This window comes from Flavobacterium sp. 9R, from assembly GCF_902506345.1.
GTDB lineage: Bacteria > Bacteroidota > Bacteroidia > Flavobacteriales > Flavobacteriaceae > Flavobacterium.
The window spans coordinates 2,320,221-2,345,826 of sequence record NZ_LR733413.1; the positions used below are offsets into that span (position 1 = coordinate 2,320,221).

The 25,606-nt window shown below is 34.7% G+C and carries 31 protein-coding genes; 8 read left to right on the forward strand and 23 right to left on the reverse strand.

Annotation, left to right across the window (positions count from 1 at the left end; translation table 11 throughout):
- The first annotated feature begins 46 nt into the window (after positions 1-46).
- Complete coding sequence (leuB, locus tag FLAVO9AF_RS10400; RefSeq protein WP_159688090.1) at positions 47-1,108, forward strand: 3-isopropylmalate dehydrogenase; 1,062 nt, start codon at positions 47-49, stop codon at positions 1,106-1,108.
- Between the two features lie 88 nt (positions 1,109-1,196).
- Here the strand turns inward: leuB and FLAVO9AF_RS10405 are convergent, their stop codons facing one another.
- Both FLAVO9AF_RS10405 and FLAVO9AF_RS10410 read right to left on the reverse strand, forming a co-directional pair.
- Positions 1,197-1,538 carry an RNA-binding protein gene (locus tag FLAVO9AF_RS10405; protein ID WP_064715451.1) on the reverse strand — a complete coding sequence of 114 codons (342 nt, stop codon included), beginning with the start codon at positions 1,536-1,538 and terminating at the stop codon, positions 1,197-1,199.
- A gap of 130 nt (positions 1,539-1,668) precedes the next feature.
- Positions 1,669-2,160, reverse strand: coding sequence for a DUF6252 family protein (locus FLAVO9AF_RS10410; RefSeq protein ID WP_159688093.1), 492 nt, complete (start codon positions 2,158-2,160; stop codon positions 1,669-1,671).
- 195 nt (positions 2,161-2,355) lie between these two features.
- On the opposite strand from FLAVO9AF_RS10410, the gene FLAVO9AF_RS10415 reads away from it, so the two are divergent.
- From FLAVO9AF_RS10415 to FLAVO9AF_RS10445, 7 genes are all read left to right on the forward strand, one after another.
- Entirely contained in the window at positions 2,356-2,910 is a 555-nt protein-coding gene (locus tag FLAVO9AF_RS10415) for a 30S ribosomal protein S16 (RefSeq protein WP_159688096.1), read from the forward strand.
- Positions 2,911-2,925: 15 nt separating this feature from the next.
- Positions 2,926-3,450: a ribosome maturation factor RimM gene (gene rimM, locus FLAVO9AF_RS10420; protein ID WP_159688098.1), complete on the forward strand. Its 525-nt coding sequence runs from the start codon at positions 2,926-2,928 to the stop codon at positions 3,448-3,450.
- 208 nt (positions 3,451-3,658) lie between these two features.
- Positions 3,659-4,015, forward strand: coding sequence for a four helix bundle protein (locus tag FLAVO9AF_RS10425; protein WP_159688101.1), 357 nt, complete (start codon positions 3,659-3,661; stop codon positions 4,013-4,015).
- Between the two features lie 103 nt (positions 4,016-4,118).
- On the forward strand, positions 4,119-4,826 hold the full coding sequence (locus FLAVO9AF_RS10430) for a tRNA1(Val) (adenine(37)-N6)-methyltransferase (protein WP_159688103.1): 708 nt from the start codon (positions 4,119-4,121) through the stop codon (positions 4,824-4,826).
- A 195-nt stretch (positions 4,827-5,021) separates the two neighbouring features.
- Positions 5,022-6,200: an acyl-CoA dehydrogenase family protein gene (locus FLAVO9AF_RS10435; protein ID WP_159688105.1), complete on the forward strand. Its 1,179-nt coding sequence runs from the start codon at positions 5,022-5,024 to the stop codon at positions 6,198-6,200.
- Between the two features lie 88 nt (positions 6,201-6,288).
- Positions 6,289-7,071 carry a DUF3050 domain-containing protein gene (locus FLAVO9AF_RS10440; RefSeq protein WP_159688108.1) on the forward strand — a complete coding sequence of 261 codons (783 nt, stop codon included), beginning with the start codon at positions 6,289-6,291 and terminating at the stop codon, positions 7,069-7,071.
- An 8-nt stretch (positions 7,072-7,079) separates the two neighbouring features.
- Positions 7,080-7,847: an SGNH/GDSL hydrolase family protein gene (locus FLAVO9AF_RS10445; protein ID WP_159688111.1), complete on the forward strand. Its 768-nt coding sequence runs from the start codon at positions 7,080-7,082 to the stop codon at positions 7,845-7,847.
- A gap of 28 nt (positions 7,848-7,875) precedes the next feature.
- Here the strand turns inward: FLAVO9AF_RS10445 and FLAVO9AF_RS10450 are convergent, their stop codons facing one another.
- The 21 genes from FLAVO9AF_RS10450 to FLAVO9AF_RS10550 form a co-directional block, all read right to left on the reverse strand.
- Positions 7,876-8,193, reverse strand: a complete 318-nt coding sequence (locus FLAVO9AF_RS10450) for a 2Fe-2S iron-sulfur cluster-binding protein (protein WP_035717200.1) — start codon at positions 8,191-8,193, stop codon at positions 7,876-7,878.
- A 21-nt stretch (positions 8,194-8,214) separates the two neighbouring features.
- On the reverse strand, positions 8,215-8,685 hold the full coding sequence (locus FLAVO9AF_RS10455) for a hypothetical protein (RefSeq protein WP_159688114.1): 471 nt from the start codon (positions 8,683-8,685) through the stop codon (positions 8,215-8,217).
- 228 nt (positions 8,686-8,913) lie between these two features.
- On the reverse strand, positions 8,914-9,153 hold the full coding sequence (locus FLAVO9AF_RS10460) for a NifU family protein (protein WP_159688117.1): 240 nt from the start codon (positions 9,151-9,153) through the stop codon (positions 8,914-8,916).
- A 60-nt stretch (positions 9,154-9,213) separates the two neighbouring features.
- Complete coding sequence (locus FLAVO9AF_RS10465) at positions 9,214-10,341, reverse strand: Mrp/NBP35 family ATP-binding protein (RefSeq protein WP_201296292.1); 1,128 nt, start codon at positions 10,339-10,341, stop codon at positions 9,214-9,216.
- A 157-nt stretch (positions 10,342-10,498) separates the two neighbouring features.
- Positions 10,499-10,825, reverse strand: coding sequence for an MGMT family protein (locus FLAVO9AF_RS10470; protein ID WP_159688124.1), 327 nt, complete (start codon positions 10,823-10,825; stop codon positions 10,499-10,501).
- A 7-nt stretch (positions 10,826-10,832) separates the two neighbouring features.
- Complete coding sequence (locus tag FLAVO9AF_RS10475) at positions 10,833-11,477, reverse strand: LysE family transporter (RefSeq protein ID WP_159688127.1); 645 nt, start codon at positions 11,475-11,477, stop codon at positions 10,833-10,835.
- 38 nt (positions 11,478-11,515) lie between these two features.
- Entirely contained in the window at positions 11,516-12,193 is a 678-nt protein-coding gene (gene trmB, locus FLAVO9AF_RS10480; RefSeq protein WP_159691049.1) for a tRNA (guanosine(46)-N7)-methyltransferase TrmB, read from the reverse strand.
- 288 nt (positions 12,194-12,481) lie between these two features.
- Positions 12,482-12,991, reverse strand: coding sequence for a nuclear transport factor 2 family protein (locus FLAVO9AF_RS10485; RefSeq protein WP_159688131.1), 510 nt, complete (start codon positions 12,989-12,991; stop codon positions 12,482-12,484).
- Positions 12,992-13,069: 78 nt separating this feature from the next.
- Positions 13,070-13,594: a hypothetical protein gene (locus FLAVO9AF_RS10490; RefSeq protein ID WP_159688134.1), complete on the reverse strand. Its 525-nt coding sequence runs from the start codon at positions 13,592-13,594 to the stop codon at positions 13,070-13,072.
- Between the two features lie 148 nt (positions 13,595-13,742).
- Complete coding sequence (locus tag FLAVO9AF_RS10495) at positions 13,743-14,057, reverse strand: HPF/RaiA family ribosome-associated protein (protein WP_159688137.1); 315 nt, start codon at positions 14,055-14,057, stop codon at positions 13,743-13,745.
- Between the two features lie 118 nt (positions 14,058-14,175).
- Complete coding sequence (locus FLAVO9AF_RS10500) at positions 14,176-14,661, reverse strand: threonine/serine exporter family protein (RefSeq protein ID WP_159688141.1); 486 nt, start codon at positions 14,659-14,661, stop codon at positions 14,176-14,178.
- A gap of 3 nt (positions 14,662-14,664) precedes the next feature.
- Positions 14,665-15,435 carry a threonine/serine exporter ThrE family protein gene (locus FLAVO9AF_RS10505; RefSeq protein WP_159688144.1) on the reverse strand — a complete coding sequence of 257 codons (771 nt, stop codon included), beginning with the start codon at positions 15,433-15,435 and terminating at the stop codon, positions 14,665-14,667.
- 189 nt (positions 15,436-15,624) lie between these two features.
- Positions 15,625-16,185 (reverse strand): type 1 periplasmic binding fold superfamily protein, encoded by a 561-nt coding sequence (locus FLAVO9AF_RS10510; RefSeq protein WP_159688146.1) that lies wholly within the window; start codon positions 16,183-16,185, stop codon positions 15,625-15,627.
- A 21-nt stretch (positions 16,186-16,206) separates the two neighbouring features.
- Positions 16,207-18,594, reverse strand: coding sequence for a TonB-dependent receptor domain-containing protein (locus FLAVO9AF_RS10515; protein WP_159688149.1), 2,388 nt, complete (start codon positions 18,592-18,594; stop codon positions 16,207-16,209).
- A 155-nt stretch (positions 18,595-18,749) separates the two neighbouring features.
- Positions 18,750-19,094 (reverse strand): hypothetical protein, encoded by a 345-nt coding sequence (locus FLAVO9AF_RS10520; protein WP_064715427.1) that lies wholly within the window; start codon positions 19,092-19,094, stop codon positions 18,750-18,752.
- Positions 19,095-19,638: 544 nt separating this feature from the next.
- Positions 19,639-20,802, reverse strand: coding sequence for a lycopene cyclase family protein (locus FLAVO9AF_RS10525; protein ID WP_159688152.1), 1,164 nt, complete (start codon positions 20,800-20,802; stop codon positions 19,639-19,641).
- A gap of 328 nt (positions 20,803-21,130) precedes the next feature.
- Positions 21,131-21,991: a carboxypeptidase-like regulatory domain-containing protein gene (locus tag FLAVO9AF_RS10530; RefSeq protein ID WP_159688155.1), complete on the reverse strand. Its 861-nt coding sequence runs from the start codon at positions 21,989-21,991 to the stop codon at positions 21,131-21,133.
- Positions 21,992-22,146: 155 nt separating this feature from the next.
- A complete protein-coding gene (locus tag FLAVO9AF_RS10535; protein WP_159688158.1) occupies positions 22,147-22,464 on the reverse strand; it encodes a hypothetical protein in 318 nt (105 codons plus the stop codon).
- Positions 22,465-22,601: 137 nt separating this feature from the next.
- The gene (locus FLAVO9AF_RS10540; protein ID WP_159688161.1) at positions 22,602-23,624 is read right to left on the reverse strand and encodes an RES family NAD+ phosphorylase; all 1,023 of its coding nucleotides are present in this window, start codon (positions 23,622-23,624) and stop codon (positions 22,602-22,604) included.
- 4 nt (positions 23,625-23,628) lie between these two features.
- Positions 23,629-24,558: a sce7725 family protein gene (locus FLAVO9AF_RS10545; RefSeq protein WP_159688164.1), complete on the reverse strand. Its 930-nt coding sequence runs from the start codon at positions 24,556-24,558 to the stop codon at positions 23,629-23,631.
- A gap of 3 nt (positions 24,559-24,561) precedes the next feature.
- Positions 24,562-25,410: a sce7726 family protein gene (locus tag FLAVO9AF_RS10550; RefSeq protein WP_159688167.1), complete on the reverse strand. Its 849-nt coding sequence runs from the start codon at positions 25,408-25,410 to the stop codon at positions 24,562-24,564.
- Positions 25,411-25,606: the final 196 nt, after the last annotated feature.

A 25,606-nucleotide genomic window follows, 5' to 3' on the forward strand; every position in this document is an offset into this window, starting at 1 on the left:
TCTCAACCCTTTGGATTCATTACATAACTATCACAATTTCCAACTCATGAAATTAATTATTGCCCTTTTAGCCGGAGACGGCATCGGACCAGAAGTCATCAACGAAGCCGTAAAAGTAGCTGATGCCATTGCCAAAAAATTCAATCACGACATCACTTGGACACCTGCCTTAACAGGTGCTTGTGCCATTGATGCTGTTGGCGTTCCTTACCCAGACGAAACACACGAAATATGTATGAAAGCCGATGCGGTTTTATTTGGCGCTATCGGACATCCAAAATACGATAACGACCCAAGCGCACCCGTTCGACCTGAACAAGGGTTACTTTTAATGCGTAAAAAATTAGGTTTGTTTGCCAATGTACGTCCAACGTTTACTTTTCCTTCATTGATTAACAATTCTCCTTTAAAAAGAGAGCGTATCGAAGGTACAGATTTGGTTTTCCTAAGAGAACTAACTGGCGGAATTTATTTTGGTGAAAAAGGAAGAAGAGATGATGGCGAAACCGCTTTTGACAATTGTGTGTACACCAGAGCTGAAGTACAACGTTTGGCTAAAAAAGGTTTCGAATTAGCGATGACGCGTTCTAAGAAATTATGCTGTGTAGATAAAGCCAATGTTTTAGAAACCTCTCGCCTTTGGAGAGAAACGGTTCAAGCTATGGCCAAAGACTATCCAGAAGTAGAAGTGAGTTATGAATTTGTTGATGCTGTTGCTATGCGTTTGGTACAATGGCCTAACTCTTATGATGTATTGATTACCGAAAATTTATTTGGAGACATATTAACCGATGAAGCTTCTGTAATTTCAGGTTCAATGGGATTAATGCCTTCAGCTTCTGTTGGAGAACATACTTCATTATACGAACCAATTCACGGGTCGTATCCACAAGCAACTGGACTAAACATTGCAAATCCATTGGCTACTATTTTATCTGCCGCAATGATGTTTGAAGATGCCTTTGGATTAAAAGAAGAAGCGCAAGCGATAAGAGCCGTAGTCAACAAATCTTTAGAAGAAGGTATTGTTACCGAAGACTTAGCTGCAAAAGGAAGTAAAGCCTATAAAACTAGCGAAGTGGGAGATTGGTTAGTGGCCAATTTATAACACTTCATTACTTATAGTTCAAAATTTTGAACAACAAAAAAGGGAACAATTTTTCAATTGTTCCCTTTTTTTATACTAGAAAAAAATATTAATATCTTCCTCCTCTGTCACCACCACCGCGGTTGTTTCCGTAACCTCCGCGTGAATCACCACCACGGTTGTTGTTGAAACTTCTTCTTTCGCCTTCTGGTTTTGGCTCAGATTTGTTTACAACAATTGCACGTCCTTGAACGGTAGCTCCGTTTAATTCGTCAATTGCTTTTTGAGCTTCCGCGTCGTTTGGCATCTCTACGAAACCAAAACCTTTACTTCTACCAGTAAATTTATCCGTTATAATTTTAACTGAATCTACTGCTCCGTAAGCTTCGAAAGACTCTCTTAAATCTGCTTCCTCAATACTGAATGGAAGACTTCCAACAAAAATGTTCATATGTACTTATTTATAATAAAGCAACAAATGTAGTCTTATTTTATTCTAATCTACTACATATTAGAATATTTATACAATAATTGTGAAAAAACAGCAAGGGCTACAACAAAGTAACCTACTCAAAATTAAGCTATTTAATCAAAGTTGTCGATTCTTTGCTCACTGGCACTTTGTAAAAAACACCTTGCGAAAAATAAAATTCTTTAACTTCTTGTGTTCCTGCTACAGGAATAGTGATAACAAAAGTAAAAGTTCCCGTAATTGTTTTATTTACTTCATCGTATTCTGAAATAACAACCTTCCCTTTTCCCATTCCATTTTTAGAGGTGAGTGAAATCTCGGGCGAAGACTCTCTAGAAGTATACGTAACATAATCCACAGCACTATTGTCCAATAAAAACGTTTTTTCTTGAACAGAAGAAAGATGCAAAGTTAAATTTTCCTTCAATGTTACAGCTTCAATTGCAATTGTACCATCATTAGACACAACCGCTTTGCTTTGTAAAGCACGCCAAAAAACATTGTCCTTCAAACCTTGAACAGAAGGATTATTGAAAACCACATCGTCTGAGCAAGAACTCATAACTAAAGCTAAAGCAACAAAAAAAAGTATTTTTTTCATTCTATTAATTAGTGAATTTGATTCGGTACAAATCTATAGTTTTTTTATTTCAAACAATAAAAAAAGACATAAGTAGCCGTTATTAAAAATCTAAATATGAATATTATAGCCCACTATAGTTTTTTTAAATAAAAAATGTATCTTTGCACCCTTAATTAATCGAGGTCGTGTACCTCAAAATTTAATCACAAGATTATGTCAGTAAAAATTAGATTACAAAGACACGGTAAAAAACAAAAACCTTTTTACTGGGTTGTAGCAGCAGATGCTCGCTCAAAAAGAGATGGTAAATACTTAGAGAAAATCGGTACTTACAATCCAAACACTAACCCAGCAACTATCGAATTAAATTTGGATAGTGCAGTGAAATGGTTGCACAATGGTGCTCAACCAACTGATACTGCAAGAGCAATTCTTTCTTACAAAGGTGCTTTATTGAAACACCACCTTGATGGCGGTATCCGTAAAGGAGCTTTAACTCAAGAACAAGCTGATGCAAAATTAGCTGCTTGGTTAGAAGCTAAAGCTGGTAAAGTTGATGCTAAAAAAGAAGGTTTGACTAAAGCTCAAGCTGCTGAAAAAGCAAAAGCTTTAAAAGCAGAACAAGAAGTAAATGCAAAACGTTTAGCTGCTGCTGCTCAAGCTGAAGCTGACGCTATTGCTGCTGCAACTCCTGCTGAAGAAGTTGCTGAAGTTGAAGCTGAAGAAGCTCCAGCTGCAGAAGAAAATAACGAAACAACTGAGGCTTAATTTTAACAAGCGACAATGCGTAAAGAGGACTGTTTCTATTTAGGTAAAATCGCTAAAAAATTTAGTTTCAAAGGGGAAGTCCTAGCCTATCTAGACACGGACGAACCTGAGTTATACGAAAACTTGGAATCAGTGTTTGTTGACCACAACAAACACTTGGTTCCTTTTTTTATTGAAAGTAGTTCCCTTCACAAAAACGACTTTCTACGCATCCGTTTTGAGGACATTACTACCGAAGAACAAGCTGATGCACTCATTGGAAGTGACCTTTATCTTCCTTTAAAAATGCTTCCAAAACTAAGCGGAAACAAATTCTATTTTCACGAAGTAATTGGTTTTGAAGTAGAAGACAAACGTTTAGGATACGTTGGAGAAATTCAATCTATCAACGACACCACTGCACAACCTTTATTTGAAGTACTAAAAGGCGACGCCGAAATATTAATCCCAATGATTGACCATTTCTTGGTAAAAGTAGACCGAGAAAACAAAAAAATAATCATGGATTTGCCTGAGGGATTGATTGAAATGTACCTTTAGTTAAAATTCCAAAAAAAGAAATACCAAACTCCAAATAAAGGGGAATCACAAAAGAATATTCCAATACTGAAATTCTAAATTCCAATTTTGGAATGGAAATTCAAATATTTTAATCTAAATTTAAAATTCAAAATCAACAAGAAGAATCTATCTCCTTGTTAGAGTATTAAAATTTGGAATTTATTTATTTTTGGAATTTGATGTAATTATGAATAAACCTTATGATTTAGAAGAAAGAACTTTTTTATTCGCTAAAGAGTGTAGATTTTATGTTCAAAAACTACATAAAACTACTTCAAATATTGAAGATAGCAAGCAATTAGTAAGATCCTCTGGGTCAATTGGAGCTAATTACATAGAAGCAAATGAGAAGCTTGGTGACAAAGACTTAGTTTTTCGTTTAAAAATCGCAAGAAAAGAAGCTAAAGAATCAATATATTGGATTCGCTTATTACACGAGCTGAATCCAGAACATAAAGAAACATCAGAATCACTTCTATATGAAGTTGAGGAATTAAGAAAAATATTATCTGCTATTATAACAAGAATAAATTCCAATATTTAAATACCAAATTCCAACAAAAAGAATTGCGCCCTCAAGTTTGGAATTTGGAATTTATCTCAAAAAGTATTGGAATTTGGAATTTAAAAAATTGGAATTTTAATTTATGTTTACATTTAAACAATTCGTTGTTGAACAAGACCGTTGTGCTATGAAAATTGGTACCGATGGTGTTTTATTGGGCGCTTGGGCTCCTACTACAAATCATCCTTTCAGCATTTTAGACATTGGCACTGGAACTGGCATCATCGCTTTGATGTTAGCACAAAGAAGCGCAGCACAGCAAATTGACGCTTTAGAAATTGACGAAGCTGCTTACGAACAAGCAACAGATAATTTCGAAAATTCACCTTGGAACGATAGATTGTTCTGTTTTCATGCCGGTTTGGACGAATTTATAGAAGAACCCGAAGACGAATACGATTTGATTGTTTCCAACCCACCTTTCTATTCCGAAGATTATAAAACTGAAAATGAATCACGCGATTTAGCACGATTTCAAGACGCTATGCCTTTTGAGCAATTACTTGAAGCTGCAGATTTATTGCTTTCTGAAAACGGAATTTTTGCAGTAATCATTCCCTTCAAAGAAGAAGAAAATTTTATTGCTTTGGCCAACGAATTCGAATTGTATCCTTTGAAAATCACTCGTGTCAAAGGAACACCAACTACGGAAATCAAACGTAGCTTACTGGCCTTTAGCCGAAATGAAACTACCGATTTACCAATTGACGAATTGGTTATCGAAACTGCAAGACACGTCTACACCCAAGAATATATTGAATTAACTAAGGATTTTTATTTGAAGATGTAGTCACTCAACTTTGTCACTAAGTTATTGAGCAATAATTTTTCAACAAGTAACTATTTCAATTCGAAATTAAGACGTAAGTTTATATTCGTCTTAAAAAAACTGATAAAAAATCGAAGTGTTTTTAAAATTATAACATTTTTGAATAGTTTTGTTATATTTCTTTATGTAGATTTGTTGCCATAAAATTTTCGAACCATGAAACCAGACTTATTTCAATCTCCTGATTACTATAATCTTGACGATTTATTAACCGAAGAACACAAGTTAGTCCGAGACGCAGCAAGAGCTTGGGTAAAAAGAGAAGTATCCCCTATCATAGAAGACTATGCTCAAAAAGCAGAATTTCCAAAACAAATCATTAAAGGTTTAGGAGAAATTGGCGGTTTTGGTCCGTATATTCCCGTTGAATATGGAGGAGCTGGATTGGATCAAATATCCTACGGATTGATCATGCAAGAAATTGAACGTGGAGATTCTGGCGTACGCTCTACTTCATCTGTACAATCTTCTTTGGTAATGTATCCAATTTGGAAATACGGTAACGAAGAACAACGTATGAAATACTTACCCAAACTAGCTACTGGAGAGTATATGGGCTGTTTTGGATTGACAGAACCTGACCACGGCTCTAACCCTGGCGGTATGACTACCAACTTCAAAGACAAAGGCGATCACTATTTATTAAATGGTGCGAAAATGTGGATTTCTAACGCTCCTTTTGCAGACATTGCTGTAGTTTGGGCGAAGAACGAAGAAGGACGAATTCACGGTTTAATCGTAGAACGCGGTATGGAAGGATTTACCACTCCAGAAACGCACAACAAATGGTCTTTAAGAGCTTCGGCTACTGGAGAATTGATTTTTGATAATGTAAAAGTTCCAAAAGAAAACTTGTTGCCAAACAAATCAGGATTAGGCGCACCTCTAGGTTGTCTTGATTCTGCTCGTTACGGAATTGCTTGGGGAGCCATTGGAGCAGCTATGGATTGCTACGATACCGCTTTGCGTTATGCAAAAGAGCGTATACAATTTGACAAACCTATCGCTGGAACCCAATTGCAACAAAAAAAATTGGCCGAAATGATTACCGAAATCACCAAAGCACAATTGCTAACTTGGAGACTAGGTGTCTTGAGAAATGAAGGCAAAGCAACTTCTGCACAAATCTCAATGGCCAAAAGAAATAATGTCGATATGGCAATTCATATCGCAAGAGAAGCAAGACAAATGCTAGGTGGAATGGGAATCACAGGAGAATATTCTATTATGAGACATATGATGAATTTAGAATCTGTGATTACGTATGAAGGCACCCACGATATTCATTTATTAATTACAGGAATGGATATCACAGGAATTGCAGCTTTTAAATAAGATAAACAAGTATTAAAGTATTGATAAAATCAATTATAGAAGCTTCTTGGTAACAGGAAGCTTTTTTAATTTTACAAAAAAAAAGATAATGAATATTGCCCAAATCAATTCTGAAATAGCAGAACAAAAAAACCAGCTTCTAAACCACAGCCTATACCAAAAAGTACAAAACATAGAAGATTTACACTGTTTTCTTGAAAGTCATGTGTATGCAGTATGGGACTTTATGTCACTTCTGAAAGCCTTACAAGCCAAATTAACGTGTACTACAACACCATGGTTTGCTACTACCAATCCAGAAACTCGTTATTTAATCAACGAAATTGTTTTAGCTGAAGAAACTGACCTCAGTATTGATGGTAGACGCTTAAGTCACTTTGAAATGTACTTAGAAGCTATGGAAGCTTGTGGCGCAAATACATCAGGAATTATAAATTTTCTAGAGGAAGTACAATCCATCCAAAACATATTTGTTGCCATCAAGAAAAGTCAATTACACCCAAAAATAAAATCCTTTTTAGATTTTACCTTTCAAGTAATTGAACACGGTAAATCGCATGAAATTGCCGCTGCTTTCACTTTTGGTCGAGAAGATTTAATTCCGAGTATGTTTACTGAAATACTACAAAACTTTCAAAAAAACTTCCCTGAAACGGATTTAAAACAATTAATTTACTATTTCGAAAGACATATTGAGCTGGATGCTGACGAACACGGTCCAATGGCCATGCAAATGATTACAGAGCTTTGTGAAAACGATCCAAAAAAATGGGAAGAAGTAGCAACCATCTCTGTTTTAGCTTTAGAAAAAAGAATAGAGCTTTGGAATGCTATTGAAGAGCAACTGAGTTTGACAATGGAACCTGCTTAAAAACAGAAATGGAACACTTTTCAAAACATATAAAAACAGCATTACGACTTTTCATTTTGATAGTTGTGGTGCTTTTTTTCAACCAATGTTCTAGCGAAAACACAACGGTTGCTCCCAAACCCGAAAGCAGCCCAGCGCCTCAACCTCAGCCACAACCTGTTAACAAAAAAGTATCTTATATCGCACTAGGGGACAGTTATACTATTGGTCAAAGCGTTTGTCTCACTTGTCGTTTTCCAGAACAGTTAAAGAAAAAACTTGAAAGCACTATTCCTGGTTTAACGGTAGACTTAAAAATCATTGCACAAACAGGCTGGACGACTTCTAATCTAATCAATGCAATTAAAGAACAGCAACCAACTAAGGATTTTAACTTAGTAACCTTACTTATTGGGGTCAACAATCAGTATCAAAATAGGGAATTTAGCATTTATGAAAGGGAGTTTCCGCAATTGGCACAAACAGCCATCGCATTAGCCAAAGGCAATAAAGACAATGTTATCGTGGTTTCGATTCCTGACTATGCTTACACTCCATTTGGTCAACAATTTGGAACTCCTACAAAAATCTCAACAGAAATTGATCGCTATAATGCATTCGCAAAAAGTTATTGCGACGCCAATGGCATCACTTTTATCAATATCACCGACATCACAAGACAAGGACTAAAAGAGACTTATTTGGTAGCTACAGATGGGCTACATCCCTCGGAAAAAGCCTATACGTTGTTTATTGACAGAATAGCTCCAAAAGCTAAAGTAATAGTTCAAAAATAAAGCCCTATCATATGACAGGGCTAAACTATTAATTTTCTGGAGCCAATTCTAACTCAAGTCCTTCAAGACTTTCCGTTATTGGAATTTGACAACCTAAACGACTATTGGATTTTACATAAAAAGCTTCAGATAGCATAGCTTCTTCATCATCACCCATAGGTGGTAATTCAACATCATTGAGCACATAACATTGGCATGAAGCACACATGGCCATTCCCCCACAGGTTCCCTCAACTGGTAACTCATAAGCTTTGCACAATTCCATAATATTCATTGCCATATCTGTTGGCGCTTGTAATTCGTGAACAACCCCTTCTCTATCTTTAATCTTTATTAAAACATCCATTATTTAAAATTCCTTAATTATTTATTTGATCTCGAGATCTAAAATATATTCTTTACTATTTTTATTATTACTTATTTTCAAACGAAGTATGTCGGCTTGATTTATAGTATATACTACAGAAACATCTGGAGTGTAAACCCCATCAATAGTTTTATAAACCAACTTACCTTTATAAGTTGCACTTACCAAACCATTTTTCTCATTTTTGGTATTCACTAACGCTTGAGAAGTTAATTCTGCAGAATTATAGGCCGTATTTTCTTCTAATTTAGCTTTGTCACCACTTAGTTTGGTTAAAAATTCTGCTCCTGTGATTTTCAAATAACCTTGTCTGTTAGAAAACACATTAACTGGAGTCTCGAACGAGGTGTCTTGCCACTCTCCATCAACACCCATATAAGCTCTTTTAACATTAGCTTCTTGAATAAGTTCTTGACCGTAGCTTTTATAAATTGACAATAACAAGAATAAGATTAGGTATTGTTTTTTCATAATTGATTAGTTTTTAGGTTAGTACTTTCAAATTTAATTTTTTCTTTAAATAAAGAAAGGAAATAAAATTGAATTATTATCACTTTTTTTTATAAAAAAATAAAAAAATCAGTGTAAAAACCAAAAATCAATAACAATACAATACTACATCGTTATCTTGTCTACTACTAAAATTTCACGTGCTTCAATAAAATCAACAAAAAAAGAACGAAATAAAAAACAGTTCAATTACATAACATTGACAACCGTTTCTATTTGTGGCGCAAATTTTTTAATTGTAGTTTCTACCCCCGCACGCAATGTCATTTGATTAACGCTACAGCTGGTACAAGCACCTTCGAGTCTTACTTTGACGTGTTTTTCATCCTCAATAGAAATTAAGGTAATATCGCCTCCATCTGATTTTAGAAAAGGTCTAATCTCATCTAAGGCTTTCATAACATTTTCTGTTAATTCTTCTGTTGTCATAGTGTATTATTTAATCATTCAACCTTCAAAGAAAACTCCTGAAGGTTGAATTTTTAATTATTATTTTTTTACTGCTGAACAACCCGCCATTGTTGTAATTTTTATGGCTTCTGTAGCAGGCAAACTCTCATTTCTATTTACTGTTTCTTGTACCACATTACGTGTAATGTTCTCGAAAACAGTTCCAATAATTGAACCGGTTTGTAAAGCAGCTGGGCGACCGTAATCTCCTGCTTCACGGATAGATTGAACGATTGGCACTTCTCCTAAGAAAGGCACATTTAAATCCGTAGCTAAGTTACGAGCGCCTTCTTTACCAAAGATATAGTATTTATTCTCAGGAAGTTCTTCAGGCGTAAAATAAGCCATATTTTCAATAATCCCCAAAACGGGAACATTGATTGCGTCAGATAAGAACATCGCTACTCCTTTTCTTGCATCAGCCAAAGCAACAGCTTGTGGAGTACTCACTACAACAGCACCAGTTACTGGCAAAGACTGCATAATAGACAAATGAATATCTCCTGTTCCTGGAGGCAAATCAATCAACATAAAATCCAATTCTCCCCAGTTCGCATCAAAAATCATTTGGTTCAAGGCTTTAGATGCCATCGGACCTCTCCAGATTACGGCTTGACTTGGAGAAGTAAAAAATCCTATCGAAAGCATTTTTACCTCATAACTTTCAATCGGTTTCATTTTTGATTTTCCGTCAACTTCAATAGAAATTGGCTTTTCGTTTTCTACATCAAACATAATTGGCATAGAAGGACCATAAATATCAGCGTCTAAAACTCCAACACTAAATCCCATTTTAGCCAAAGAAACGGCTAAGTTTGCAGTAACTGTAGATTTTCCTACTCCACCTTTTCCTGAGGCAACGGCTATAATATTTTTGATTCCAGGAATAGCTTTTCCTTTTACTTCTGGCTTGTCTGGAACCTCAACTTTACTATTAATTTTGATTTTAGCTTCTGCAGAAACTTTCTCCAGAATCGTTTTTTTGATATCGTCTTCTGCACGTTTTTTAATATGCATAGCGGGTGTGTGCAATACTAAATCTACCACCACTTCATCACCAAAAGTAACTACGTTTGCGATAGCTCCGCTTTCCACCATATTTTTTCCTTCTCCAGCAATAGTAATTGTTTCTAATGCTTTTAGTATTTCTTTTCTATCTAGTTTCATCATTAAATTATTTATTCAATCCCTAATCTTTTAATAAGACTGATTTTGGATTGCAAAGATAATAGGAAAATTATGGAATCAATTAGGAATGAATTGAAAATATTGATAGAAAAATAGGCAAATACAGTAATTCAAAAAGGCACAGAAGGTGTGAAAATCAGCAATCCATCTCGGGTTCCCAAAAATGAGCTTCAAAATCTACAATTTGATTGTCTTTTACACTAATTCCCTCACTTTCTAACAACTGCTGCATTAAATTAGTTCCATCAAAATGCAGTTTACCAGTTAGCAGTCCTTTACGGTTCACTACTCTGTGTGCAGGAACATCTTCTAAATGGTGTGAGGCATTCATCGCCCAACCCACCATTCGAGCGGAACGCGCAGTTCCTAGTGCTTTGGCAATGGCGCCATAAGAAGTGACTTTGCCATAAGGAATTTGCCTTACCACAGCATACACTCGCTCAAAAAAATTGGTTTCTTCCATTTTTTATTCAAAGAGATAACAAACCATAATGCTTCAAGATATTCAAAAAGGTAACAACAGCTATTAACCCAGTAATTGTTCCAATAATTTTATTCATATTTTGAATAAAAAAATCCGCTTTGGATTCAATTTTATTAAAGAAAACTACATAACCATAAAACACAACAAAAGCACCTGATACTACACCTAAAACAAAAATTAAAATTGAAAAAAAGTCAAAGGCAAATAACTGGTATGAGGCAAAGGTAATTCCCAATAAAACATAATAGGGAATGGGAAAAAAGTTTAATGCCGAAAGCAACATTCCAAGAAAAAAACGGGAACTGTTGCTGTATTTTTTGATATTACTTCCTTTGAGCTTTGGTTTTTTGGCAACAAAAAGAAAATAAATCGTAAGCAAGGCAAAAATCACACAACCGATTTCCCTCAATAATAGAATAAGTGAAGGACTTTTATCAATGGCTCTTGCGAACAAAAGCGCCAAAAATGTTTGAAAAAAAATAATGATAACAGCCCCAAAAACAAACCATAAAGCGGTGCGTTTCCCTTCTTTTAGGTTCACTTTTACTGCAGTCATATTAATCAGTCCTGGTGGCGAAATGCCAACAAAAGCGCTGATAAAACCGAGAAAAAAGAGACCTAGTACCTGCATATTAAGAAGAAAAAACTAGATTTAATTAAAAATCTAGTTTATGATTTTATTTTAAAACGAATAAAAGTAATCGCTTTATTGATGGCTAAATATTGTTTTTCGTAAAATGTTTGAAACGCAGTAACCTCCTCAGGACTTCCTTCGTTTTTATACACGTTATGATTCGCATACAACACCTCGTGTCCTTCGCCATGCAAAAGGCCTAAAGTGTAACCGTGCATAAATTCCGAATCGGTTTTTAGATTAACGATACCTTCTTTTTTCAAGATTTTTTTATACAATTGCAAGAACTCTGAGTTTGTCATACGGTGCTTGGTTCTCTTGTATTTGATTTGTGGGTCAGGAAAAGTAATCCAAATTTCGTCAACCTCATTTTCGGCAAAAATATGATTGATTAATTCAATTTGGGTTCTTACGAAAGCCACATTGTGCAGTCCTGTTTCCACCGCAGTCTTGGCACCTCTCCAAAAACGAGCACCTTTAATATCAATACCAATAAAGTTCTTATTGGGATATCGTTCTGCTAAACCAACCGAATATTCACCTTTACCACAACCTAATTCAAGGACTAATGGATTGTCGTTTTTGAAAAATTCTGTATTCCATTTTCCTTTCAAAGGAAACAACTCACCTACTACTTCTTCTCTTGTTGGTTGAAACACATTATCGAATGTTTCGTTTTCTTTGAACCTTTTTAATTTATTTTTACTTCCCACGGTATTTTTTGCTATTTCGGGCAAAAATAAGCAATTAAATTAGAAGGCTCGCTTTAGTTAACAAAAAACAAGGGCATTAGCTTATAAAATTTTCGCCACGAATTCACTAATAAATAAAGAATTACAATGTGTTTTAATGATACGAATCATTATAGTTGATGGTATTCGTGTCATTCAATATCAATTTCGATAGCAATTAGTGACAAATTGTGCTATTGCTTTGCCTATTCGCTATCGCTCGGGTAGTGGCTAACTTTTTTTGAATACTAATGCGTTTACAAAAACGTTTTATTCTTTGGTCGTCAATTTTTTCATAACACCATCTTCTATAGGTGTTTTGATTTTTACCACTTCGTCTACGTTTTCGTTTGGAATGGTCATAGAAAGCACATAATGTTTGATTTTCCATTCCTTCCCTACTTTTTCTAACACACCAGAACCTCTACAGATTTTCATTTGTGTACTCAACAACTCATCGAACCAAGCGATTTTCCCCTTGGTATCCAAAAAAATATGGCGCTCTATAGCTGTAAAATTCCAGGCTTTTCCTCTATCGAAATAAGGCTTTGCAAAAGCTTGAAAAGCGGTTTTGTTCCAATTTTCTTTAGCATCTGTCCCAATAAAGATGGCATCATTGGTCATTAATCCAAAATACGCGTCAAATTGTGCTTGTGCTGCTGCTTTGTGCCAAGCATCGAGAGTAGCTGCAATTTTTTGTTCTTCAGAACGCGGAGACTGAGCCGAAGCAGTAAAAAGTCCCAATACCAAAAAGAATCCAATAGCAAGTGTGGTTTTCATAACTATTTTTTTTTTAAAACAATAATATTACAAAAAAACCGCTAACAATAGCGGTCATTTTGATTCAAAAAAGTAATTTTAATACTTATACGCAATCCCTGTTTTTATAGCCTGAGTTCCTCCTAATGCATTTGAATTAGAACCAACCGTTGTTTTATCAGAAGTCATCAAAACAAAAGGACAACCAATTGCTGCTGCAGACATTTTTAATTTTTTTTCTGCCTTTTTATCTCCTGTATTTCCTGTTTGAAAATTTATCAATCCAGTTTTTCCTCTAACGTCTCCAACCTTCTTTAATCCAGAAATATATGATTTTTCTTCTAAAATAATTACTTTTTCCCAATCTGCTTCTGAACTAATAGTAATTTTTTCCGTAACCTCTTCTACCCTACCACTTTTACCATATACAATTTTTTCAATTGCATATTTACCAATAGAATTCTCTGCATCCTCTCCGTCATATTTAAAAACCACACTGTAATCTTCAATTCTTATAACTTTCCCTTTTACAACTTCTCCACTATGCTTAGTAATAATGTCAACCTGTGCATTTACGCTAATTGAACAAAAAACAACAGATAACAATAAAATAATTTTTTTCATGTTTTTATTTCTTTTAATTAATATTTTGACAAACATAAAGTTTTATAATAAAATATAAAAATTACTTTACAAAAATAACGACATAAAAAAGGGCAATGTTTTACGACATTGCCCTTTTATTTAGAACTAGCTCTAAGCTAAAGATTTATTAGTATGCTTTTTGCTTTTCAAAAGTAGAAGTCAAGGTGCGTTTGATTTTGTCTAATGCGCCGTGAAATGCTTTTTCGATGCTACTAGCATGTTCTGTAACCGCAATAGGTTGGCTGTTAGCAGCACGCACTTCTATCAAGCAACGTTTATCATCTACTCCCGATTTATTACTATTTTCATCACCAAAATGCACTTCGATTCGGGTAATTTTATCTTCGAAACGAGCCAATGATTTTTCTAATTCACCAGAAAAATAAGCTTCTACTCTCTCGTGTCCTTCGATGTTTTTGTCGGTGTTGATTTGTACTTTCATCGTTACAAAATTTTTAAGTTATGTAGTAAATTTAAACAATTCAGCAGAAAAAAGCTACTGTTTTAGCAAAAGTTTAGTAACTCCAGCGTCCTTTTTTATTACCAAAAAACACTCCCAACTACTCTTCGGTTTGAATTCTTTTTACAGTATTTTTTCTTGTAATCAATAACGGAATGGCTACACCTGTCGCTAATACCACCAATACAAAAAAGGTAGTCAATCCATTATTAACGGCTTCAAAGAAAATTTTTGAATACGCTACTGGGTCTTTCTCCGAGGTTAATTCTATAATCCCAATCATCGCTTTATAGGCAAACAATCCAGGTATCATAGGAATTACTGCGGGTATGGCAAAAGTAATGGGAGGACAATTTCGTCTGTGCGCTGCAAAAACACTCAAAAAACCAATTAAAGAAGCGCCACAAAGCACCGCCAAAACAATTCCAATTTTATATTCTAACATCAAAAATTTAGTCATCCCTCCAAGCGCTCCAATGATGAATATAGAAAGCAAAGCGCGTCTTGGTACATTGAACAAAATAGCAAATCCTATGGCTGCAATTCCCAACCAAATTCCTTTTTCTAAAAATAATACGACATCCATGATTTAGAAATTATAAATTAACAATCCCACTAAAAGCCCAAGAGCGATAGCAAATGCAATGATTAATACATTCACACCGCGAGTAATTCCGTTTAAGATGTTCCCATCTATCAGATCCGAAAAAGAATTCATCATTGGAACACCAGGAATGAGAAAAAGAACTGAGGTCGAAAAAGCATGAATGTAAGTAAGCGAAGGATTAAAGAAAAAATAAAATCCCGAAACTAAAGCCGCTGTAGCCGAAGCAAAAAAGACACACAAATAAAAATTAAATTTCAATTTCATAGCTTCTTGTCTCACAAAAAGACCAGCAAATGAAGCTACAAAACAAGCTAGCATTTCTACAAGATCTCCACCAAATAATCTACAAAAAGCAGCTCCTGCAAGGGCTACCATTGTAAGCACCAAAATTCTTGGATATAATGGCTTTCTGTTCAGAGTTGCCAATTCTTTATTGATGCGCTCTACGCTCCATCCTTCCAAAACAATTTTCCAACTCATAATACTGATTTCGGAAATCAAGTTAAAATTTAAATGCATATTGGGCACCCATTTAACACTGGTAAATGTTTTATTTTTGTTTTGATACACCAAAGTAATCATCAAGGCGTGATTGGTAATCATTAATTGTGAATCACAACCAAATGCCCCAGCTATTCTATCGATAGTTACTTTGATTCTTTCTGTATTGGCTCCAGAAACCATCAGTATCGAACCGATTTCTAGGAGCATTTCGCCCAATTCATATTTATTGGGCTTATTTATAACTTCCATAACAAATTTAATTTTTCATAGTTCCCCAAATTTACGGCTTTTTCAAACTCAAAAACCGCTGAAAACACAGTAATAACGGAAACTTACTAACGCAAACGATAGATTTTGAATCACTTCCCTTTTGATACTCTCCAAAAAAAAAAGCGCTGCAAGAAGCAACGCTTTTTAGCATTCTATATGGACAAATGACTAGTTCACTACTTTAACATCAAAAGTTACAGCAGCATCAGTTGCTCCTCCAGCATTTGTGATATCTCCAGCAGAAACTCCTGCCGCTGATTTTTTAGGCTCATGTCTAAGCGTAACTGTAAGTTTTCCAGTAGCCGGAGCTGCACCAGTTTTCAATTCGAAAATTAGACCAATCGGATTTCCATTCTTATCCATATCCCCGTAGGTGAACGTTCCTACTGCTGCTGGTACTTGATAAAACAATTGGTGCTCATCCCCTTCTTCTTTTACTTCCTTGGTTATATCATCAGCAGGAGTTACCGTTTCGTTTAAGAAAGTAGTGGTTCCTTTGTAGGTAGTATTAACTTTCAGATCTCCTGAAACAGTTAAAACTGGCTTATTTGGTCCATCGCCATCTAAGTCTCTTGAGGTTAAAGTGATCACTGAACTACCTGCAGTAAGTGTTGTGGTAACTGTAGTGATTACTTCTTCTTCATTTACTACTTCTGGGTCATCATTGTTACAAGAAGAGAAAGTAAATACTGTAAGTAAGGCTAAAGCTAAAATTTTTGAATTTTTCATTGGGTTTAAATTAAGTTGTAATTAGTAATTAAATTTTATTTGAATTTGAAAATTGCGCCCTACTTCATCTGCGAAGAAGCGTTGGCGGTTGAGATAATCCCTGTAATTTGTATTGAATATATTTTGAACAGAAAACCCAAGTGTAGTCGTGGTTTTGTAAAACGTATTGAATTTCATTTCACTGTAAAAATGAAGCAAATGATACCCTGCTGGCGGAGTGCTAATGTCTAATAAAGCTGGGGTTAGATTCCCGTCGCTATCCACTAAGTTAATGTCGAAATTGTTGTTAGGAAACGACTGTTGTCTCATCACAACCTCACTCTTCAACTCCAGCAACAACTCATTCCATTCTTTTTTCTTGAATTCGATGGTATTGGTAAAATGAAAAGGAGGCATATCGATCAACGGTTCGTCATTATCTAGATCATTCCCTTTGATGTAAGCCATTGTAAAACGATGTTGCCATTGCGAATTGATTGTCCAATTAGTTTGTACATCAACACCACCTAAAAGCGCTTTGGTTTGTTGGTATTCCCAAACGGGAAAGGCACCACGAATAGTCGTTTCGGCACCAACAGGACGAAGAAACATATAGTTTTGCACCGTATGGATGTAGGGATTGATTTCGAATGAAAAGGCAGTCCAAGCTTTTTGAACTGTAGTGGACAATTTTAACGATTGCTCTTTTTTCAGTGACAAATCCCCTAATTCAATGATTCCAGTAGAATGATGCAATCCATCGCTGAAAAATTCCGATGGATTTGGGTTACGGGTCGCCAAACTAATATTGGTATACCAATCCCATTGCTCATCAAACGTTTTTCTAAAACCAAGACTAGCCGATAAGTTATGGAAGGTAAAAGTAGGGTGCGCCAAAATTTGGTCTCCCACCTCTCTTACCACAAATTGTGGAAAAAGAACATCATAACCTCTTTCGGTCCATCTACTTTTAAAATAAAACTTTTTGGCATCTACTTTTGAAAAGTCATAGCGCAAACCACCATCTAGAACCAAACCGTCTGATAAAGAAACACTCGCAATTCCGTAAATTCCAGCGTCTAGCTTTTCATAATTGGGAATCAACGGACGAATACCCGTGGCAGGACTGGCAAAATTATTTTGGAAACCTGCATTTATTCCTGATTTCAAATGCCAATCGTGGTAGGTTTTCTTGAAATCTACATTCAAATTGTGTGTAGACAATTCCAAATCCAAAGCCGCTAGATTATTGAAGGAACCTCTTCTTACATCAAATTCCAATCGTTTATTGAATTGAAAAGAATATTGCGAAGAAAGAGAAGCCGTTTCATCAAAATAGTACTGATAATTCAACTTTGCCAAATGGTGTTGCACCTCTTGTTTTGGGTTGTCGATGTTATAAGTAAAATCTTTGATTACCGAAGGTTTTTGGTTATTGATTGAGTTGTACAAATCATTGATACTTCCCGTATGCGAAGCGCTCAAAATTCCAATAGTGGCGTTGTAGTAACTATAAAATCCTGACAGGAAATAATGTTTTCCAGTATACTTTATATCACCCGTAAAATTCGATTCACGGTTACCCGTATTCGACAAAACATAATCAGGTGCTTCTCTATCACCCATATACTTAAAGGTAGCGAGTGCGTTCCAGCTCCAACCTAGGTCATTACCTTTGTGTAAACTTGTAGTGACCGACCCACCTCTTCCGTTGGAAGCCAAATTGAACATCGTTCTTCCAAACAAAGTGTCTTTTCGGACTTGAATCGGTTCTAAAATCACCAAACCTCCCACAGCGTCGCCACCGTATTGTAATCCTGAAGCGCCTTTAATCACCGTTATTTTTCCCGCAGCATTGATGTCAAAATTGGGAGCGTGTTCTGTTCCCCATTCTTGATCTTGCATACGGACGTTGTTATTGATGATAGGCACTCGGCTTCCGAACATTCCGTTTACAATAGGTTTCACCACGGTGCTTCCTGTCTTTAAACCTGAAACTCCAGCTACTTCTTGCAAAACATCGCCCAAGGACTGATTACTAAACTTCTCAATCGTGGCTGCTTTCACTTTTTGTTCCAGCACCGACTGATTGGGTGTCGTGTTTTTTTGTTTCACCAAAACTTCATACAAAGCCTCTGTATTTTGCTTCATAACAAAATTCAATTCCCTATCCGATGTCAACGTAATTACCGTGTCAATAGTTTGATAGCCCACATAGGACAACGAAACCTTCAACGCACCAGAAGGCAAGTCTTTGATTTCGTAAAACCCATTTTTGTTGGTGTTTACCGTTTTATTTCCAATGTGTACGTGACAACCTTCAAGGTTTTTTTTCGTTTCAGTAGTAATGGTACCGCTTAGTTTGTTTTGTGAAAAAACCAAAGCCGTAAACCAAAAGAACACGAAAACACTATAGCTTTTTGCTCGCATTTTGATATTCAAAAAAAATTAAAATAGGATTATCGCCATTCTCGAGTCTCGAAAATGACGTATTGAAGTGAGATAAACGCTATTGAATTGACTACAAAATGTCCTTTAATCACAAATTATAGACTACCAAAAGGTCCGTTCACTTCCAAAAAAAGCTATACTACAGGCGGTGCCCGTAAAGCAAATAAACTTCCTGAATAGAAAGTAAAGGTTGAAGATAGATAAAACTTAGTCGTTTTACTATAGGTTACAGCCTCGCTATTTTCCCAAAAAAAGGAAGAAGGTGGCAAGAAACTGTTAACAGAATAAGCACAAACCGAACAAGGTTGCGCATAATGGTGCGCGTGTGTGATTTGTTTTTTTGAAGTCGTGTTTTCGTGATGACAAATCGGAGCTTCTAGCTGCTCTATCAAATGGGCATAACTATGCTTGGTTTGAAAAACCATAGTCGCCAACAAAATCAGCAAAAAGATCCTCGATATGAAAGCTTTGTTTGTCATCTGTTGCAAATGTAAAGAAAGAAACACGAATTTCACGAATTGACACAAATTAAAATAAAATTAAAACTTTACGCCTTTGAGAGAAAAAAACACGAATTTCACTAATAGTCACGAATTAAATCTTTGCCTTCACTCTTAAATCAAAAGATTTTTTTCCTTTTAAACCTAAACCTTATATGCCCTAACCTTCCTTATATGGTTCAAAAAACACTCGCAATTTTTATCCAAAACTTCTATGACTCCTATGTTTAATCGGTTAATCGTTTAACTGTTTAATTGATTGTCTAACTGTTGCTATAGTCTTTGCGTCCCTTGCGTAAACCCTTGCGAACTTCGCGGTAAAAAGACACAGATTGCACAGATGTACACAGATTAAAACTTTGCACCTTCAAGGTTAAATCACTTGGATTTTTTGCTTTTAGACTAAATCTTATATGCCCTAACCTTCCTTATATGGTTCTAAAAACACCCGCAATTTTAATCCAAAACTTATCTGACTTATATGTTCAAAAGTAAACCCTTGCGCGCTTCGCGGTTAAAAAAACTATTTCAATCGAAAAACAACCCTCACCAACGCCTTAAGAAAAGGCACTTTTGGACATTTCCAGATTACTTGTAAGTCCTCAAAAAAAGAAGTTTCTTCATCTAAAAATTTAAAAATCAAATCGGGTTTTCCTTTTTGGAATAACTTTGAAAAAATGACACTTCCCAATTCGTTGCTGCGGTCCAAAATATCCAACAACAACAAATCGTACCACCAAAATTTAGTTCTTTTCCCCAAGGCGGTAAAAGGCAAATCGCGTTGCAAAAAGTGAACTAACGCATCCGATTTCTTGTCCGAATTCCTAAAAGTATAGCCTGTACTCGCTTTGGTCCAACCTCCAGCGGTGCCGATATTCAGGACATTCTTCGTGTTTGCTTTCCAAAACGGATAACAAGTCATTGGAATGCTCCCCTGCTCTTTTTCTTGTATGGTATAACTCGTCACTCCGAGTTGCTGCAAGTAGTCTTTGATGGCCGTTTCATATTCGGCTTTAGGCAAGAGATTGGCCGAAAAAAGCGTGTATTCAACCAAAGCCTCGGTAGCCGAAGTCGGCAACACATACATAAAACGCGTATTCCCTTTTTGCGCCACTGAGAAATCCATAAACGTAGGTTTTTCAGCCGTAAAAACGGGCTCGTTCGTTTGCACAAACCACCCCACAAAATGCTGTTGCAGCACAGGATACTCGTTTTGACGCGCCACCAAAGCAGGATTGTAAATACTGTTCAACACGCGCTTTCCAAAATAGACCGCTTGCGAGGTTTTTACAAAAATTTGCTGTTCGGTTTCTTCTATGTCGGTTACTTTTTCCTGCACAAAAGTCACCTTCGGATGTTGCTGCAACAAAGCCAACACTTGCTGGTAAAAATCAATGCCGCGAATCATTTGATAGCGATACGGCTGCAAAGTCAAATCCCGACTGTACGCTTGCGAAGCAAACCAAGCCACGTCCCAATGCTTCGCAACGGCACCATCCCAAATACTGGGCGAAGTACTCCAAAAACACCAAGTACGATCATTCGCTTTTTTGGCATCTTCGTCGAGTAACAAAAGGGTTTGGTCTTGGAAAGCAGGAGACGACACCATTTTGTACGCCGTCATCAAAGCCGCCAAGCCCGCACCAGTAAAAATATAATCGTATTGAACCGTAGCCTCTGAAGTCATACGCCAAAAATAAGGAAAATAACCGCAATTCACAGCAAGCGCCCAACGGCTATTTTATCCACCTTACAAACTCTAATGATTGTTTTGATTTTTAGGAGCAGCCACACCGACTTTCCTACACGAGTCGTCCCGCTGTACGCTATATCTTGCTAGGCGAACCCCGCCTAGCAAGGATGCCGCTGCCATCGGGGCTAAGCGAGAACGTTTGGTTTTCAAAATACAAAAAAAACGTGCTTCTCTTAGGTGAAACCTAGTGTTTAGAAAAACAAAAACAACTTTCTATCCAACCAATTGTCTTCATATATTTTAGTTGATAAAAGTTCATTTTTTACCTACACATTGAATTGAGGTAAAAACTCATACTTTGTCCACTTTTACTCCAACTATCCATTGCTTTTTCTCTGTAAAAACTGGTTTCAGTTATTGACTTTGCTGTTGAAATGCCAAAGTATTTGCTTTTCTCATTTGCCTTTTTGCTTTCCACCCATTGAATAGTAACTGCTACATCTGCTGTTTCTTTATCCAAATATATTTCATACGGTTTCAAGTCTACCTTAAACCAACCTTTAAACTCATCTTTGATTTCAAAAACGATATCTTTTTCTACAATACGATTTGATGGCAATCCATTTTCAATTTTATAAAAATGCAACCTAAATTTTAGGGAACTGAATTCATTTGAAGTGATGTTAAAATTCAAATCATTTATTTTGCAATCTTTCTTTAGTGTAAACTTCATCCCAACTTCTTTACTCAATCGGTCGTCAACATCTTTTTCATAATAGGTATAAAAATTGGTATGCATTAGTCCAAGACCTTTCGAATTTCTTCCCAATACTTTAGGCTTTGGTTTTACAAATTTGACCACTACTTCATCTAATTGATTCTTCAAAGGCGTTAATTCAATAATGTTATTCGGAAGAGTAAGTTGTGATACTGCTACTGTTTTTGATTGATAACCAACATAAGAAAAAGTGACTACATCATTTTCATTGACACTTTCATCCATTTTTAAAGAAAATTTCCCCTCAGAATTTGATACCGTTCCCGTATTTTTATTGGCAATTCCAATATTTGCGTAGTGTAAGGCAGCTTTATTTTCTATATCCTTTATTTCACCGTTAATCACTTTTACTTGAGCGAAAGAATGTAAAGTAATAGCTAAAAAAAGATAAAAAGGCACTTTCATATTTTGTTTGTTTTCTGTTTTGTTTAAATGATGTAATCGTAGTAGTTCCAAAGTGTATTTGGGGCTACATCAAGCCCTGACTTCAAATTTACAAATAAAACCAACTTACCATAAAGCCAATTGCTTAATACGTTTAAGTCAATAAAAGTTTATTTTTAGATATTCATAAAGTAGTATCCAAACAGCAAATATAGAAGCAGTGGAAATAAAAGAATTACTGTTCCTATAACTTTTGATTTTCTATAAAAATGAAAACTTAAAAGCGCATTTGCAATCAATACAATTGAATAAGAATTAATTAGCAGAAAGTATAAAAATTCTAATCCGCCTGATTTTGGAGAATCAAAAATAAATAGTGAAAAGTAAAAAACAAGAGGACAAGCCAAAATAGGCAAAGAAATTAAAATACAAATGATTAAAAACCAATCTGGAATGTCATAAATTACAAATAGCGATTTTAGGCTTCTACTCATTGTTATGCTGTATTAAAATTATAATTCCAATCGGATTTATGTTATGCTCTAAGATTCTTCGCATTTGTCAAATCTTCCAAATACATAAATAACCCAAATACTCAAATTACTTACTGCGAGTGACATAGATAGTGCTTTTATATTTCTCTTGCTTTTATATTAACTTTGGAAATCTGTACCTTTTTCACGCTTCTACATTTCATAGTTTCTTGATTAAAAAGCACCAAATTAGAACCAGTATTATGAAGGGAGCTTCTAAATTTTATTCCTTGAACATTTGTAAATATCTTGATAAACTCACAAATAAACTGTGTAGGAATATAATCTATTTCAGAATCATATCTTCTCATTGGTTTAGATAAGTCTCTACTTATTAACTGCTTTAATAATGTAGATTTGATTTTCTTGTTAACGTCGTTTGGATGATATAAAGTAGGGATTTCTGTGAAATCAGAAATTATTATTTCATTCTGATACTCTTCGTTTTTGGTAAAAATGGCAACTGAAATTTCATCCAAATATGAAGCCCTAACTTCATACAAAATTGTTTCTTGATTATCACTTAAATAAAGATAAGGTATTCCTATTGGATTAGCACGTCCAGCTGAAGCATATTGTGCGGGAGGAGATGACATTTTATCAATTGGATAAATTTCTTCTTGAGAGTTTTGATGTAATCTTGCTCTATAATATTCTTCATCTTCATTTACGATAGTTTTGCTCTCAAAAAAACTATCCCAACCTAAATCTTCCGTTAAAGTATCAATATTTGTAAAGTACCTTCTTTCCCATTTTAATTGCTCTTTTAAGAAAGACCAATAGTTTATATTCTCAAGAATTTCTTCACTAAAATCTACTAAATCTTCAGAACTACTTATTGTTGAATCAGTTTGATTAAGGACTTCATTCAATATTTTATGACCACAATTCAAATCGCTAAATAAGTTCCAGTTTCCTTGAATTAAGGATATTAAACTTTTACCTTCTTGTTTTACTTGGAAGTTATCAAACAGCTCTTTAAAGAAGTCTAAAAGTTCTATCAATTCGACAGTTTCAACATCTACACTTTTGCAACAATCACAATTTCCTGTTTTTCCTTGTGAAACAATGAACCCAATTAGTTCTTTATCAGAAAAGCATTTTTTACATACAAACTGCATAGCATTAATTTAGGAAGTCACTTATAATTAGCAAATGATTTTTAATGGAAATTTTTTTTACCGTTCCTAAACCAGGATATCTACCTTCTTCCAAATATGTTTTTAATTCATTTGTTGCAGAATTCAACAAAGGTAAGCTATCGCAAAAATCGACTGCTTTTTCAGCTGCTTGAGCAAATTTACCCTGTACATTGGCAATGGAGTCAACATCTTTAGAAGTAAAGTGTCTTATCCATATTTGATTTTCTAATTCTTTATTTAAATAAGTAAGGTGTATAACAACAGCTCTTGGTGTGCTACCTCCTTCTACAAATTCACTTGGCAATGCCGTAAAGTCAGCAAAAGCTTGATAACCATCTTTGTCATAATACAAGTGTTCTTCTGTAAATTTATGAGCTTTAATATCTAAAAAGTCGGCATTTTTTTGTTGCTTTTCGAAAACATCATCTAATCTTATGTAAAACTTCCCTAAACCTTTAATATTTCTGTCTAAACTTCTATACTTATGAGGTTCTAAAAGCATAATCTTACTGATTTTTTCATTTGAACAAAGTATTTTTAAACTTTCTTCATCTGAAAAATTATCTAGACATATAATTAGACAATTATCTAAATTATATTTTTCAATATTTGAAATTATATAATCTGCATTATCAGAATAATGAAATGCTGGCAAGAATTTACTGTTTTCTAATTCTGAAAGATAAGTAAGAAAAAACTCTTTATCGCCAGCTTTTTCACCTTTAAAAGGATTAACAATCAAATAAGCGTTAAAATCTTTTTCTTGAAAAACTTTGTGGGCTAAATTAAGATTATTGAAACCTTCTTTTACTGGTTCTAATACTGGTGTAATATTTTGTAATTTACCATCATTTACTAGCTCTCTCAAACTAATTAATTCAAATTGTCTTGCTCTTAAGTAAGGGAAATACATAATCTAAATAGTATTTGTTTTTAAACCATTAATTAGGTTATCTCTATCCTGTTTTTTGAAATTCATAGAAAGGCATATCTGATTGAATTCACTATTTACCTTATTGAAAAACTGGTTGTTTATATTTCGTTTTTTCATAGAAGTAATAAATAAATTATTCAAATCTTCTTGTGGTATTGTTGATATGAGTTCTTTACAAATCTCAAACTGATTAAAGGAATTCATTTCAGGGAGTTGTTCAAAATATGCTTTTGAAATTTCTAAATATTCTTTCGTATGAAGAACTTCCATTAAAGTGTTCGAATCTATCTTGTTAATTCTCTCTGCTTTTTGAACAAGTTCAAACTCTTTTGAATCAGAATCAAAGGAAATTATACCGACTGAATCGTCAAAACTTGAATATTTTGATAAAAGTACGTTTGGAACAATGATATAAACTTCATTAAAAATTTTCTTATATTCTTTAAGTTGATTCGACAATCTATATTCCTTATCTAAAATAGTTTTAATTTCAAATACTTTAGAAACTCCATTGAACATAGCCAAATCAGCAATAGCTTTACCAATTCTAAATTCATTGAATATCACAGAATTGCTAGTTCCTAATTCTTTCTTTAGCCAATTGTTTAAAAACTCATTCTTTAATACATATTCATTTGGATAGTTTTTTTCGAGAATTTGATATGTATTTCGAAGAAATTTAAGATACGATTTACCTTTATTTTGCTCTACAAGATTATACCTTTTAAGCTTAATGTCAATGGAATCAAAATCTCCTTTTAGCCAACGGTTTACTTCACTTCTCGAAAAAAGTGTTGAAAAATCTCTTAGTTGGTTCGAATTGTATGACATCGTTTTTCGGGTAAAAGTAATAAAATATTTCACTGTTTCAATATTGACGCTGCTTTTTACTAGTACTGATAACTAATAGATGGTATAACAAGATTGATACTTTACTTTCTCAAATATATACAATTTTCACTACAAACCTTTTACTAGTTTATGGTTTGTTGTCAATATCTTGTTGTCTTGGATAGTTGAGCAAATG